11 protein-coding genes are annotated in these 13,544 nt (G+C 33.0%); 6 read left to right on the forward strand and 5 right to left on the reverse strand.

Going from position 1 to position 13,544, the window contains the following annotated elements; translation table 11 throughout:
• Positions 1-162 precede the first annotated feature (162 nt).
• Positions 163-756 carry a DUF3592 domain-containing protein gene (locus GJV77_RS05375; RefSeq protein WP_155035329.1) on the reverse strand — a complete coding sequence of 198 codons (594 nt, stop codon included), beginning with the start codon at positions 754-756 and terminating at the stop codon, positions 163-165.
• A gap of 186 nt (positions 757-942) precedes the next feature.
• Here GJV77_RS05375 and GJV77_RS05380 point away from each other — a divergent pair, with 186 nt between their 5' ends.
• Both GJV77_RS05380 and GJV77_RS05385 read left to right on the forward strand, forming a co-directional pair.
• On the forward strand, positions 943-2,193 hold the full coding sequence (locus tag GJV77_RS05380; protein ID WP_155035330.1) for a DEAD/DEAH box helicase: 1,251 nt from the start codon (positions 943-945) through the stop codon (positions 2,191-2,193).
• Between the two features lie 39 nt (positions 2,194-2,232).
• Complete coding sequence (locus GJV77_RS05385; protein ID WP_155035331.1) at positions 2,233-2,904, forward strand: SanA/YdcF family protein; 672 nt, start codon at positions 2,233-2,235, stop codon at positions 2,902-2,904.
• A 32-nt stretch (positions 2,905-2,936) separates the two neighbouring features.
• Here GJV77_RS05385 and feoB read toward each other — a convergent pair whose 3' ends face one another.
• The 3 genes from feoB to recR form a co-directional block, all read right to left on the reverse strand.
• Positions 2,937-5,114 (reverse strand): ferrous iron transport protein B, encoded by a 2,178-nt coding sequence (gene feoB / locus GJV77_RS05390; RefSeq protein ID WP_155035332.1) that lies wholly within the window; start codon positions 5,112-5,114, stop codon positions 2,937-2,939.
• 22 nt (positions 5,115-5,136) lie between these two features.
• Positions 5,137-5,370, reverse strand: coding sequence for a FeoA family protein (locus GJV77_RS05395; RefSeq protein WP_155035333.1), 234 nt, complete (start codon positions 5,368-5,370; stop codon positions 5,137-5,139).
• Positions 5,371-6,202: 832 nt separating this feature from the next.
• On the reverse strand, positions 6,203-6,823 hold the full coding sequence (recR, locus tag GJV77_RS05400; RefSeq protein WP_155035335.1) for a recombination mediator RecR: 621 nt from the start codon (positions 6,821-6,823) through the stop codon (positions 6,203-6,205).
• Positions 6,824-6,994: 171 nt separating this feature from the next.
• On the opposite strand from recR, the gene GJV77_RS05405 reads away from it, so the two are divergent.
• The gene (locus tag GJV77_RS05405) at positions 6,995-8,500 is read left to right on the forward strand and encodes a sodium:solute symporter (protein WP_155035336.1); all 1,506 of its coding nucleotides are present in this window, start codon (positions 6,995-6,997) and stop codon (positions 8,498-8,500) included.
• On the opposite strand, the gene GJV77_RS05410 is transcribed toward GJV77_RS05405, so the two are convergent.
• Positions 8,471-8,827: a CoA-binding protein gene (locus GJV77_RS05410; RefSeq protein ID WP_155035338.1), complete on the reverse strand. Its 357-nt coding sequence runs from the start codon at positions 8,825-8,827 to the stop codon at positions 8,471-8,473. The genes GJV77_RS05405 and GJV77_RS05410 overlap by 30 nt on opposite strands.
• Before the next feature lie 219 nt (positions 8,828-9,046).
• Between GJV77_RS05410 and GJV77_RS05415 the strand changes: the two genes are divergently transcribed.
• From GJV77_RS05415 to GJV77_RS05425, 3 genes are all read left to right on the forward strand, one after another.
• Positions 9,047-9,739: an OmpW/AlkL family protein gene (locus tag GJV77_RS05415; protein WP_155035339.1), complete on the forward strand. Its 693-nt coding sequence runs from the start codon at positions 9,047-9,049 to the stop codon at positions 9,737-9,739.
• Between the two features lie 109 nt (positions 9,740-9,848).
• On the forward strand, positions 9,849-11,171 hold the full coding sequence (locus tag GJV77_RS05420) for an MATE family efflux transporter (RefSeq protein WP_155035340.1): 1,323 nt from the start codon (positions 9,849-9,851) through the stop codon (positions 11,169-11,171).
• Between the two features lie 93 nt (positions 11,172-11,264).
• Positions 11,265-13,211 (forward strand): heavy metal translocating P-type ATPase, encoded by a 1,947-nt coding sequence (locus GJV77_RS05425; RefSeq protein WP_155035341.1) that lies wholly within the window; start codon positions 11,265-11,267, stop codon positions 13,209-13,211.
• The last annotated feature ends 333 nt before the right edge of the window (positions 13,212-13,544 follow it).

Consider the following 13,544-nt stretch of genomic DNA (forward strand, 5'->3'; position numbering starts at 1 on the left):
TAATTTCTTTTCTTGTATGTTAAAATCAAATATAAACCTTTGATATAATACTATACAAACATTAGGCCAAGATTACTATTGCATTTTATTTTTTTACAAAAAAACTCATTATCCATAAAAACATTCCTTCCTATAGGCTAAAAGTATATTTTTTAGAAGATATTAAAACAAATGTTGAAAAGTATCAACAACGTTATATTGATACAAAATATAGATTAACACACCAGCAACAGCTACACTTAGAAAACGAAGAATATTAAGTGTAAACATAAAATCTTCTTTATTTAAACTATTCCTAAACGTAAAAACGCTCGGTTTTGTTTTATAATATACCACTTTATACTCAGTACCAATATCTTCCAACCCTCTTTTTTGACTAGTACTAGTAGGGTCATCAGCAAGAGCTTTATCTTTTGATTTTTTCAAGTTGTACTCTCGTGGTATCCCTTGAATAGTCTCTCCTTCATTAGTTACAAATTCCATAACAACATAATCTTTTCTAGCATGAGATCGTCTACTGCTCGCAACTGTCGTATCAAATCGAGAAGCAATTTGGTGTTTAATTACTTTTCCTTTGACTACTATACCATTTCGAATAAGTCTTTCTGTCCAGATTATATTTCTCCAAATAGCTAAAAAGATAAATACAACTGGTAAAAACATTAAATACATCAATTCATTAGCAACTGCTAACAGAGAAATACCTATAGCAAGTAAAGCTATTGGGTAATATAATTTGTTTAAAATTTTATACATACTTCTATTATTAAATACTTCTACAATGTAATTAACTTTTTGATAAAATAAAATAGTCTAAATCAGATATATTACAATTTTTATCTCTTTTTACAAGAAAAACCTCTTACTTTTAGTAAGAAGAACAACTAACTACTTAATGCTAAAAAAAATAGAGTAACTTTGTGCAAAATAGATTATAGACAAATGACTTTCGAGAATTTACAGTTAAACAAGAATATTTTACGTGCCATTGAAGAACTGGGATATGAATCTCCTACACCAATACAAGAAAAAGTAATTCCTCTTGTATTAGCTGAAAAAGACATCATTGGCTGTGCCCAAACAGGTACGGGAAAAACAGCTGCTTTTGCTATGCCTATTATCCACTATCTTCATAAAATTGGCAATACAAAAAAAGCAAAAAAAGCAAAAGTATTAGTTATAACACCAACTCGTGAATTAGCTGGACAAATAGCTGATAACTTCACTGCATATGCTAAATATACAAATGTAACACAAGTGACTATTTATGGGGGTATGTCTGTCAAACCGCAAATTGAGCAGTTACAAAAAGGAGCTGATGTCATCATTGGTACACCAGGTCGCCTATTAGATCTTTATAAACAAAAACACCTAGACCTGGATAGCTTGCATTACTTAGTTATTGACGAAGCAGATTTAATGCTAGACATGGGATTTATAGACGATGTAAAGAAATTAATCCAGCTTACTCCATCTAATAGACAAACACTGTTGTTTTCAGCTACAATGCCTCTACCTATTAGAGAATTAGCGCATGAATTCTTACAAAAACCCGAATATGTTGCTGTAGATGCTATTTCATCAAGTGCAAAAACGGTTAAACAACAAGTGTATTTCGTAGAAAAATCGGATAAGAAAAAACTACTATACCACATCATTAGAAATCAAAAGCTAACAGATGTATTAGTTTTTACACGTACTAAAACAGGAGCTGATAGTGTAGTTGAATCACTTAAAAAGAATGGTGTCAATGCTGAATCTTTTCATGGTGATAAATCACAAACAGCTAGACAGGAAGCTTTAAATAGCTTTAAGAATAAAGAAACAAAGGTTTTAGTAGCTACGGATATTGCTGCTAGAGGAATTGATATTGATTCTTTACCCGTAGTCATTAACTATGACTTGCCTAATATTCCCGAAACTTTTGTACACCGTATTGGGCGTACTGGTAGAGCAGGTAATGAAGGTATTGCTATCTCTTTTTGTGATAAATCCGAAAAGACATATTGGGAGGCTATCGTCAAATTTACACGAACTCAACCTAAGGTAGTACAAGACCACCCATACCCTTGGAAAGAAAACGAAAGTAAGAGAGGTAATTCCTCTAGTGAACAACCTAAAAAAGACTATCGAAACAAAAATAAATCTAGAAAATCAGAAGCTTCTAAAAAGAAGAAAAAGCGTTGGTATTAAGTTTAATCCATAGCTATTCATCTATAACTAACCTGTAGTATGAAAAAATTTATAAAGCGTAGTTTGCTTATTTTTTTAGTTCTTATCGCTTTTACTTATATCTGTAATAGCTATGTATCTCATACATCAAAGGACAACCTATATTCGTCTGTAGAACTAATTCCATATAATAAAGTGGCTTTAGTACTTGGTACAGCAAAATATTTAAAAGGAGGGTATCCTAACTATTATTTTACATATAGAATAGACGCTGTTACGGAACTCTATAAAGCAGGTAAAATAGAATATATCTTAGTGAGTGGAGACAACAGTCGTATGGATTACAATGAGCCAATTGACATGAGAGAAGCTTTGATTGAAAGAGGCGTACCAGCCGATAAGATATACATGGATTTTGCAGGACTAAGAACATTAGATTCGGTTTATAGAACACACACAATATTCGATCAAAGCACTTTTACAATTGTCTCACAACCTTTTCACAATGAAAGAGCTGTATTTATTGCAAAATACCTTGGATTAAATGCCATAGCTTATAATGCAAAAGACGTGAACAAAAAAATGGGGTTTAAAACAAACCTAAGAGAAAAGTTTGCAAGAGTAAAAGTAATAGTAGATAGATTGTTTCATGTAAAACCCAAATATTTAGGGGACAAAATAATTATTGGTGTTGATCCAATTGTAGAGCCCCAAGTAACAAATAAGAAATAAAAAAATCCAGTGAGAAGTATCACTGGATTTTTTTATGTAAACATATACCAAAGTCTAGTAACGAGAAAGCACACAATCACTCCAAATACAACAGGAAGTAACGAAGCTATTGTCGTCCACTTAGCACTATTTGTTTCTTTATATATTGTATAAATAGTCGTACTACAAGGGTTGTGAAGTAAACTAAAGAGCATTAAATTAATTCCTGTCAGCGTAGTCCAACCTGCTTGATATAGTATTGTAGCAATCTCTCCATCAGATACTTCAAACATAACCCCAGCTCCTTCACCAAGTGAAGCATCTCCTAAAACCATCGCTGTCAACATCAATACCGTTGGTATCACAATCTCATTAGCAGGAATAGCAACAATATAAGCTACTAATATCACTCCATTTAACCCGATAAGAATACCTATTGGATCTAAAGCGTCTATCATCCAAAGCGCAATACTTTTATCGCCAATCAATACATTACTGATTAACCAAATAACTGCCCCTGCAGGTGCTGCAAATACTATAGCTCGCCACAACACAATTAATGTTCGATCAATAATGGAGGTATATATAGTCTGTAAGACACGTGGTGGTCTATACGGAGGTAATTCTAAGGTAAAGAAAGACGACTCGCCCTTCAACAGTGTCTTTGACAATAGCCAAGAAGTAAAAAAAGTAAAACTTATACCTAATAAAACAATACCAACTACTGCTAATGTAGATATTGTACCTGCCAATTGATTAGGTACTAATACACCAACAAAAATAGATGCCATTAATATCTGAGTAGGCCAACGACCATTACACAATGAAAAATTGTTAGTAATAATAGCGATTAACTTTTCTCTTGGACTATTAATAATTCGCGTCGCTACAACTCCTGCAGCATTACAACCAAACCCCATACTCATTGTCAATGCTTGTTTTCCGTGTGCTCCTGCCCCTTTAAACAAACGATCAAGATTAAAAGCTACTCTTGGTAGATAACCAAAATCTTCTAACAAAGTGAACAAAGGGAAAAATATAGCCATCGGCGGCAACATCACGGCAATTACCCATGCTGTAGCTAAATAAACACCATCTATTAAAAAACCTGATAGCCACCAAGGAAATTTTAATTGTATAGCTCCTTCCTTTAAAAACGGATACAATTGATCTAACAATAAGTTTGACAATGCACTTGATGGATAATTAGAACCTATAATTGTCAACCACAATACTCCTCCTAATAACAACAGCATGATAGGAAAACCAAATGTCCTACTTGTGACTAACTTATCTATTGTACGATCAATACGAAAAGCTCTTTGCCCTGCATCTACTTTCACAGTACTCTTAACTGTCTTTGTCACTTGTCCAAATATAGCTCCTGCCACATTATCTGCGTAATCCAAACCTAATTTGTCGTGGTATTTAGCCGCCTTAACCAAAATAGGCGCTATCTCTTCCTTGGTTATTTTATCTGATAGTATACCACTTATTAGTGCATCTTCTATACTTTCATCTCTTTGGATTAATCGCATTGATATCCAAGACACACTCGGAAGCTCAGCATCTATTGCCAATAATTCTTGAGATAATTCACTTACTGCTCTTCTCGATTCTCCAGAAATACCGCTAATTGTTTTTTGTTCAGGAACATACTTACCTGTAGCTACTTCGTCAATTGCTAAAAGCAATTCCCCTATTCCTTCTTTTCGTCGAGCCGAAGTTGGTATTACAGGAACCCCTAAATCACGGGATAATCCTCGCACATCTATCTCTACACCATGGCGACTTGCTTCATCCATTAAATTTAAGCACACAACTACTTTGTTAGTAATCTCCTGTATTTGTACTACTAAACTTAAATGGCGTTCTAAACGACCAGCATCTACAACTACTACAGTCACATCAGGTTTTCCAAATAAAATATAATCTCTAGCTACCTCTTCATCTTCTGAGGTAGACATCAAAGAATACGTCCCAGGTAAATCAATTAATTTATATTTATTATCCTTATATTGAAAGCTTCCTTCAGCTCTAGTTACAGTCTTTCCTGGCCAATTACCCGTATGTTGCTTCAGACCCGTTAGTGCATTAAATATGGTACTTTTTCCTGTGTTGGGGTTTCCAGCCAAGGCTATAGCGTAATCATATTTACTAGACACCTCTCCAAGTTTTTTTAGCGTAGTGGCTCCATTCAAATCACATATTTCACATGCTGATTTTGACATCTTTTTTTCTCCTCTCTTTTGCTTAATTATCAATCGTTATTAAGACACTATCTGCATCTTCTCTACGTAATGAAATAATCGTATTATAAATAGAATAGGCTATTGGATCTCTTAATGGGCTGATACTATGTACGTGAATCTCAGCTCCTGGTACAAAACCTAAATCAAGAAAACGTTGATGTTTCTCTGCAGAACACCCTTTTTCTATTCCTTTAATAATCGCTCGTTTTCCTTTTTCTAAATTTGACAACCTCATTTACTCATACTTTAGATATGCAAAACTACAAAATTAGACACGTCTAACAATTATTTTAGCATCAAAATAATTTATATAAATATATTCTAAACTAATACACTATGCTAGTTCAGTTATATTCTCAAAAAAATGAACCCCATATAAAGAACATCAATTGAAAAATGAATGAGAAAAGAAGTAATGTGATTATTCTACTTAGTTAATTTCTAAACATATCTATGTATTAGTATCATACTTATATATTAGTAGCGATCAGAATAGCTTTTCAAAAAAACATAAATAATCAACGATATGTTCTCTATGAATAATAACTATATATAATTGAGTTGGGGAACTTCCTATCATTACAGGAAGTAGAAACCTATTTGCACCACACATTTCAAATAAAAAGCCAAGGAGACTGCCTAAAGTTTTTAAGTCGTATTTTTTTATATTCCAATTGAAAAACAACCTGGCGTACTTAGAATGACAATCTCCTTATATCCTTCCTTTTACCATGCTTTGTTGACCTTTGGTTGCAGAATACATGCACTTTCCTTGCCAAGAAGAGCCTTCTGGGCTACTAAACTGCACCTATTCTGCACGTATAGCTATAGCTTGGCAACAAATGCTGTATTATAAACAGTTCTATGAGTTAAAATAAGTTGTTGGGGTTTACAAACATTCTGTTTTTTTATTTAGTTTCCTAGAAATGCTAATATCTACTTATCATATACCAAGCGAGGATTCAGTATTTCTAATAGACAAAACAAGTTATTACACAATAAAAAGAGTAATCAATAAAAAATACTAATTGCCATTATTATCTAATAATATCATTTAAAACAAATAATTACACAGCTTTAAAAGCATTCTCAAATGGAACACGATGTACTAAACTACGGCCTAAAGTAACTTCATCAGCATACTCTAATTCATCACCTACTGAAATACCTCTAGCAATGGTGGAAGTTATTATATTATAATCCTTTATTTGCTTATAAATATAGAAATTTGTAGTATCTCCTTCCATTGTAGAACTAAGTGCGAAGATAATTTCTTTTACTTTTCCTTCTTTAACCTTCTCCACTAATGATTGGATTTTTAACTGACTAGGACCAACGCCATCAATGGGCGATATTTTCCCTCCTAGTACATGGTAAATTCCTTTAAACAATTGTGTGTTTTCAATTGCCATAACATCGCGTATATCTTCAACAACACAAATCGTCTGATGATCACGTAAAGGATTCGCACAAAGATCACATACTTCTTTATCAGAAATATTGTGACAACTATTACAAAAAATAATCTCTGTTCGCATTTTCATCAGTGCATTTGCTAAATGCATTGTCTGCTCTTCTGGCTGCTTTAGCATATGCAGCATTAAGCGCAGCGCTGTACGCTTACCAATACCTGGCAATTGAGACATCTCTTCAACTGCTTTCTCTAATAATTTTGAAGGAAATTCCATGGTGACAAATATACGAAAAATGCCTTTGTTAATTGTTTACTCCATTTTTCACCAAATAAACAATCAACATATCATCACATCATACAGAAATAACACTATTGAAAAGAGTTCGTTCTTTTAAAAAATATTTACATTTGACAATGTAGAGTAAAATAGTTAAAAAACAGAATCATGACTCCGATCACTATCATCAGTATTATTGTAATTTATTTTGGCGTTCTTATAGCTATATCACAACTAATAGGCAAAAAAGACAGTAGTAATGATGCTTTCTTCAGTGCTAATAAAAATGCTAAATGGTATCTAGTAGCATTCGGAATGATTGGAACAGCATTGTCAGGTGTCACCTTCATTTCTGTACCTGGAGAAGTCGGTGCTCCCTCTGGAGAACAATTCAAATATTTTCAATTTGTGTTAGGAAATGCCGTTGGCTTTTTAATCACTGCAGCAGTTTTGCTCCCTCTATATTACAAATACAACCTGGTGTCTATCTATACCTTCATAGAAAAAAAACTGGGACACTATAGCTATAAAACATCTGCCACTATATTCTTAATAAGTCGTACTATAGGATCAGCCTTTCGCTTGTACTTAGTGGTTATCGTATTACAACGCTATGTATTCGACCATTATGGCATTCCATTCTTTGCCACAGTACTTATAGCCTTAGGACTAATCTATGCGTATACTTATAAAGGAGGTTTAAAAACAATCATTATCACGGATACTCTGCAAACGTTTTTCCTAGTTTCTTCCGTTATTTTCACAATAATATTTATTTGTAAAAGCTTAGATTTAAACGCAATACAAGCTTTTGAAACTATTAAACAAAGCAATTACTCTAAAGTATTTTTCTTTGAAGACCTCATTGGAAACCGTTATCACTTTATCAAACAATTTGTTGGAGGTATATTTGTAACACTAGCTATGGTTGGTTTAGACCAAGATTTAATGCAAAAAAATCTAAGTTGTAAGAATATTAAGGAATCACAGAAAAACATGTATTCTTTTACAGCTATATTCGTCTTAATTAATCTATTCTTTTTAGGTGTAGGAGCATTGTTATATATCTATGCTGAGCAAAAGGGAATTAGTGTACCCCTTGACCATATAACTGGTAAACCTCGTACCGATTTACTATTTCCAGAAATAGCATTTCATCACTTAAGTATAATACCAGCAATTGTATTCTTACTTGGCTTAACGGCAGCAACCTTTGCAACAACCGATTCAGCTTTAACAGCTTTAACCACATCATTCTGTATTGATTTTCTTAATATGGATAAAAAGAAAGACGATAAAGCTAATATTTGGAAAAGAAAACTAGTACATCTTTCTTTTTCAATACTTATGTTCTTAGTAATTGTCCTTTTTAATGCAATAAATGACGCATCTGTTGTAAGTATGATATTCAAAATAGCCTCCTATACTTACGGACCATTGTTAGGTCTATTTGCCTTTGCAATACTATTTAAAAACCGAATAGTTAAAGATAAACTAGTACCTTATTTCTGTATAGCAGCACCTTTTATCACCTTGTGGATTAGCAGCAACTCCACCAAATTATTTGGAGGGTATGTCTTTGACAATGAATTAATCTTAGTCAATGGTATAATAACTGTAATTTTATTGTTTATTAGCTCTAAATCAAAACTGATTAGTAGTCAACAAAACTAAGGTACAAGCCTCCTCATACGCAATGTGATTTGCCGTTAATAACTCGTAAAACTCAGGGTTTTCAGTTCCTGGATTAAAGATTAGGCGTTTAGGTTTTAGTCCAATGATGTAATCGTAGAATTCAACTTGTCGTTTAGGGTTGACATACATGGTAACAGTATCTATATCTTCATAAGCCTCCTTGGTCGTTCGAATACTAACGTCAGCTACCATTCCTTCTTTTAACCCATAGGTATATACCACATGACCATGAGTACGAAGTAACTCAATAGCTTTATAAGAATAGCGCGCTGAGTTTAATGAAGCGCCAATAACTAATACTTTCATAATTTTTACAGAATTAACATTAATACTACTAATACCTCTAATATAAACAATTATAACTACAATTTGTAACTAATTAAAAGGAACATTACACACAAATTATACTAATTCTTTAGTCTTTTTTTACTAAAAATTCGAAAAAAGCGTATAAAGATGACATCTATCATGTTTCTAACTCATAATTCATACTACCTTTACATCAAGAAATTTAATAAAAGAATTATGAAAAAATTATTACTATCTTTTTTAGGAGCGGCTTTATTTTTTAGTGGTTCAGCTTTTGCTCAAGACAATGGAAATACTACTAAAGCAAAAGAAGATTACAAATGGCAAATGCGTCTACGTGGTGTAGGAGTTATTCCTCACAACAGAGCTGACATTGGTATTATCGGTGGTCAAATTGATGTTAATAACAACTTCATCCCAGAACTTGACTTCACTTACTTCTTTACAAAAAACATTGCTGCTGAGTTAATTTTAGGTACATCAAGACACACTGTTGGTACTTTAGCATCTGACATTACAGCTGTGGGAGGTGGATCATCTGCCAACCTTGATTTAGGAAGTGTATATTTATTACCTCCTACATTAATGTTCCAATACCACTACAATGTGACTGATAACTTCAAACCATATGCAGGGGTTGGGGTTAACTACACAATCTTCTACAATGAAAAATCAGGTATTGCTAAAGATATTTCATACGACAATAAATTCGGGTGGGGATACCAATTTGGATTTGACATTGATATTACAGACAAATTCTTTATCAACGTTGACTTCAAAAAATTATTCTTAGAAACAGATGTAACTGTAGATGCATCAAATTTAGCAGGAGGTGCAACATTAGACATCCCTGCGAAAGTTAAAATAGATCCTATGTTAATCGGATTCGGTGTAGGAATGCGTTTTTAAATTATTTAATGAGACATTTTTTTTACCACTCTATACATCCATTGTATAGAGTGGTTTTTTTATGCCTTTAATTTTCACGACCTTTGCACCTCAATAAAGGTATAGGAAAATGAAAAGCACTATAACATTCAAGGATATTAATAAACTGGCTATACCAGCGATTTTTTCGGGAATTTCTGAATCTATCATTTCCTTAAGTGATATAGCTATTGTAGGAAATATTAAGGAGAACAGTGTAGAAGCATTAGCTGCTGTTGGATTAGTAGGATCTTTCTTATCAGCATTAATATGGGTAGTTGCACAAACGAAAACATCTATATCAGCAACTGTTTCACAACACCTTGGAGCAAAGCGATTACATGCTATAAAAACATTAATACCACAAGCGATTGTTTTCAACCTTTCATTAAGTATTCTACTTTTCTTAACAACTACAATATTTGTAAGGGAGATATTTCAAGCATACAATGCAGAAGGTTTAATCCTTCAATACGCTAAAGACTATTACCTAATCAGAGCCTGGGGATTTCCTTTAACTTTAATCACATTTGCACTTTATGGAGTTTTCAGAGGAATGCAAAATACTGTGTGGGCGATGAAATGTAGTTTAACTGGCGCAATACTCAATGTAGGACTTAACTATGCTTTTGTATATGGAATAGAAGGAGTAATACCTGCTATGCACATTCAAGGGGCAGCATATGCTAGTGTCATTGCTCAAAGTATCATGTTAATTATGGCATTTTACTACTTCTTTACAAAAACCCCTTTCAATCTAAAGCTCCGTAAAAAAATAAATCCTTCTTTGAAACCATTGATCATAATGAGTTTTAACTTCATAATACGTACAGCAACACTAAACATAGCGCTCTATCTTGCCAATGCTTATGCTACAGGATATGGTAAAAACTTTATAGCTGCTCAAAGTATCTTAATGAACATCTGGCTATTCTTCTCTTTTTTCATTGATGGATATGCAAGTGCAGGAAATGCACTTTCAGGAAAGCTTTTAGGTGAAAAAAACTATACAGCACTTTGGAAAATGAGTAAAGATATCAGTAAGTATGCAGTGGCGATAGCTGTATTGCTAATAGGTATATGCTTATTATTCTATACACAAATAGGACAATTATTCAACCAAGACACGAAAGTAATAGCGGTTTTTACATCAGTTTTCTGGATTGTACTAATAATGCAACCTATCAATGCACTTGCCTATATCTATGATGGGATATTTAAGGGCATGGGAGATGCAAAATTTTTGAGAAACAATTTATTGTTCGCAACGTTCTGTGGGTTTATTCCTACATTACTGATATTTGATTACTTTGATTTCAAATTATACGCTGTTTGGTTAGCTTTTGCGGTATGGATGTGTTGCCGTAGTTTTCCATTAATGTATATTTTCAAAAGAAATTATGTCGATAAATAGCAAATGCAACAGCATTGCAAAGACAGAGCAACATTATTTAAACTCATTTTAAGATGATACCTTTGTATTAAATAAATACAAAATTATCTAACTATGGGACAAGAACATTCAAATCGAAATCACACGCATAATAATGTAAATCAAGAACACAGCCATGATCACGACCATAGCCATGGAGGAGAAAACACTAAACTCTTTGTTGGATTTAGCTTAATTATGTTTTTCATAGGTGTGCTCCTAACCAATATACTTAAACTAGATTGGTTTATCAACAATCAACCATTACGCCTTACGTGGTATATTGTTGCGTACTTACCTGTTGGATTCCCAGTGTTAAAAGAAGCCTTTAAACTAGCAAAAAAAGGTGATTTTTTTAACGAATTCACACTAATGAGTGTAGCCACAATTGGAGCTTTCTGTATTGGAGAACATGCAGAAGGCGTGGCTGTAATGATATTTTATACCATCGGTGAAATTTTTCAAGAATCAGCAGTAAATAAAGCCAAAGGTAATATTAAAGCACTTTTAGATATCAGGCCAAATCAAGCTACAGTCTTACGCGATGGCAAATATCAAATAATGAGTCCAGAAGAAGTAGGTATTGGAGAAATAATACAAGTAAAAGTTGGAGAAAAAATTCCTTTAGATGGAGAATTACTAACAGAAAAAGGAAGTTTTAATACATCAGCACTTACAGGTGAAAGTAAACCAAGCACATATACCAAAGGAGAGGTTGTACTAACAGGTATGATAAACTTACAAAACGTTATAGAAGTTAAAACAACAAAGCGGTATGAGGATAGCTCTTTAGCTAAAATCTTAGAAATGGTACAAGAAGCAAGTGCAAGAAAAGCTACAACCGAGCTGTATATTAGAAAATTTGCAAAAATTTACACGCCTATTGTATTCTTTTTAGCTGTTGTACTTACCATACTGCCTTATTTCATTCTTGGTCAAGAATATCAATTTACAACTTGGTTAGAACGTGCCTTAGTATTTCTAGTAATTTCTTGTCCTTGTGCTCTAGTGATTTCTGTTCCATTAGGATATTTTGGAGGAATTGGAGCTGCTTCAAAAAATGGAATACTATTTAAAGGTTCTAATTACCTAGAATTAATGGCAAAACTAGATATTGTCGTTATGGATAAAACTGGTACTTTAACAGAAGGAATTTTTAAAGTACAAGAAGTAAAGTCAACTATAAATCAAGAGGAATTCACCACTATAGTTGCTGCAATAGAAAAACAATCAACTCACCCTATTGCAAAAGCAATCGTTGAGGCTTTCCCTACAACAAAAGTAGCATTAAACGTACACGAGATCTCTGGTAAAGGGCTAAGTGGTGTCATTAATGAACAAACAATACTAGTTGGTAACACAGCACTGCTAAAACAATTTAATATTAATTATCCTGAAGATATTGATATGATTGTAGAGAGCATAGTAGTAGTTGCTATAGAAAAAAAATACATAGGATACATCACAATAGCAGACCAAATCAAACCTGATGCTAAACAGGCTATTGCTAAAATGAAAGCAATGGGAATTCAAAAAACAGTAATGTTAAGTGGAGACAAAAATACAATTACAAAAAAAGTTGCTAAAGAAGTAGACATTGATATAGCGATTGGTGGCCTACTACCTGAAGGAAAAGTAAAAGAACTAGAAAAACTAAAAGCCGCAAACACAACTAAATCAATTGCTTTCGTAGGAGACGGCATTAATGATGCACCAGTACTAGCACTGAGTGATGTAGGAATTGCTATGGGAGGATTAGGAAGTGACGCAGCTATAGAAACAGCAGATGTAGTAATACAAACCGATCAACCAACAAAAATTGCCGTCGCAATGCATATAGGTAGAGAAACCCGTAAAATCGTAATTCAGAACATATCATTAGCACTAATCGTAAAAATTATAGTACTAATACTTGGAGCAGGTGGAATAGCTACAATGTGGGAAGCTGTATTTGCCGATGTAGGTGTAGCACTTTTAGCTATACTAAACGCAGTACGAATACAAAAAATGAAATTTCAATGATACAAATTAAAAGGTCTTAGCTAAACTAAGACCTTTTCTATTTTCTCTAAATAATGTATACAACACTTTATGACCTATTGCAATACAATTACGGAAAAGTTTACAAACTCAAACTTAAATGGACATCATCACATAAAGAATCAGATGACACCCTAGTTAATAAACAAAACTAACCTCCGGCTTAATCAATGTACTATTTCTCTTATAGATAATTAAATTAAGATCTAATCAATTATACAACTTTCACTTCATCAACCAATCCTATGCTATTTAAAACTAGTCAAATATTAACATTAAATAATCATTATTACTAACACATAATTAATCCTAAAA

The organism is Myroides pelagicus (assembly GCF_009711055.1).
GTDB lineage: Bacteria > Bacteroidota > Bacteroidia > Flavobacteriales > Flavobacteriaceae > Flavobacterium > Flavobacterium pelagicum.

Bases quoted from the DNA above. Each gene is read 5' to 3' on its own strand.
- GJV77_RS05375 (WP_155035329.1), bottom strand. From the start codon at position 756: ATGTATAAAATTTTAAACAAATTATATTACCCAATAGCTTTACTTGCT.
- GJV77_RS05380 (WP_155035330.1), top strand. From the start codon at position 943: ATGACTTTCGAGAATTTACAGTTAAACAAGAATATTTTACGTGCCATT.
- GJV77_RS05385 (WP_155035331.1), top strand. From the start codon at position 2,233: ATGAAAAAATTTATAAAGCGTAGTTTGCTTATTTTTTTAGTTCTTATC.
- feoB (WP_155035332.1), bottom strand. From the start codon at position 5,114: ATGTCAAAATCAGCATGTGAAATATGTGATTTGAATGGAGCCACTACG.
- GJV77_RS05395 (WP_155035333.1), bottom strand. From the start codon at position 5,370: ATGAGGTTGTCAAATTTAGAAAAAGGAAAACGAGCGATTATTAAAGGA.
- recR (WP_155035335.1), bottom strand. From the start codon at position 6,823: ATGGAATTTCCTTCAAAATTATTAGAGAAAGCAGTTGAAGAGATGTCT.
- GJV77_RS05405 (WP_155035336.1), top strand. From the start codon at position 6,995: ATGACTCCGATCACTATCATCAGTATTATTGTAATTTATTTTGGCGTT.
- GJV77_RS05410 (WP_155035338.1), bottom strand. From the start codon at position 8,827: ATGAAAGTATTAGTTATTGGCGCTTCATTAAACTCAGCGCGCTATTCT.
- GJV77_RS05415 (WP_155035339.1), top strand. From the start codon at position 9,047: ATGAAAAAATTATTACTATCTTTTTTAGGAGCGGCTTTATTTTTTAGT.
- GJV77_RS05420 (WP_155035340.1), top strand. From the start codon at position 9,849: ATGAAAAGCACTATAACATTCAAGGATATTAATAAACTGGCTATACCA.
- GJV77_RS05425 (WP_155035341.1), top strand. From the start codon at position 11,265: ATGGGACAAGAACATTCAAATCGAAATCACACGCATAATAATGTAAAT.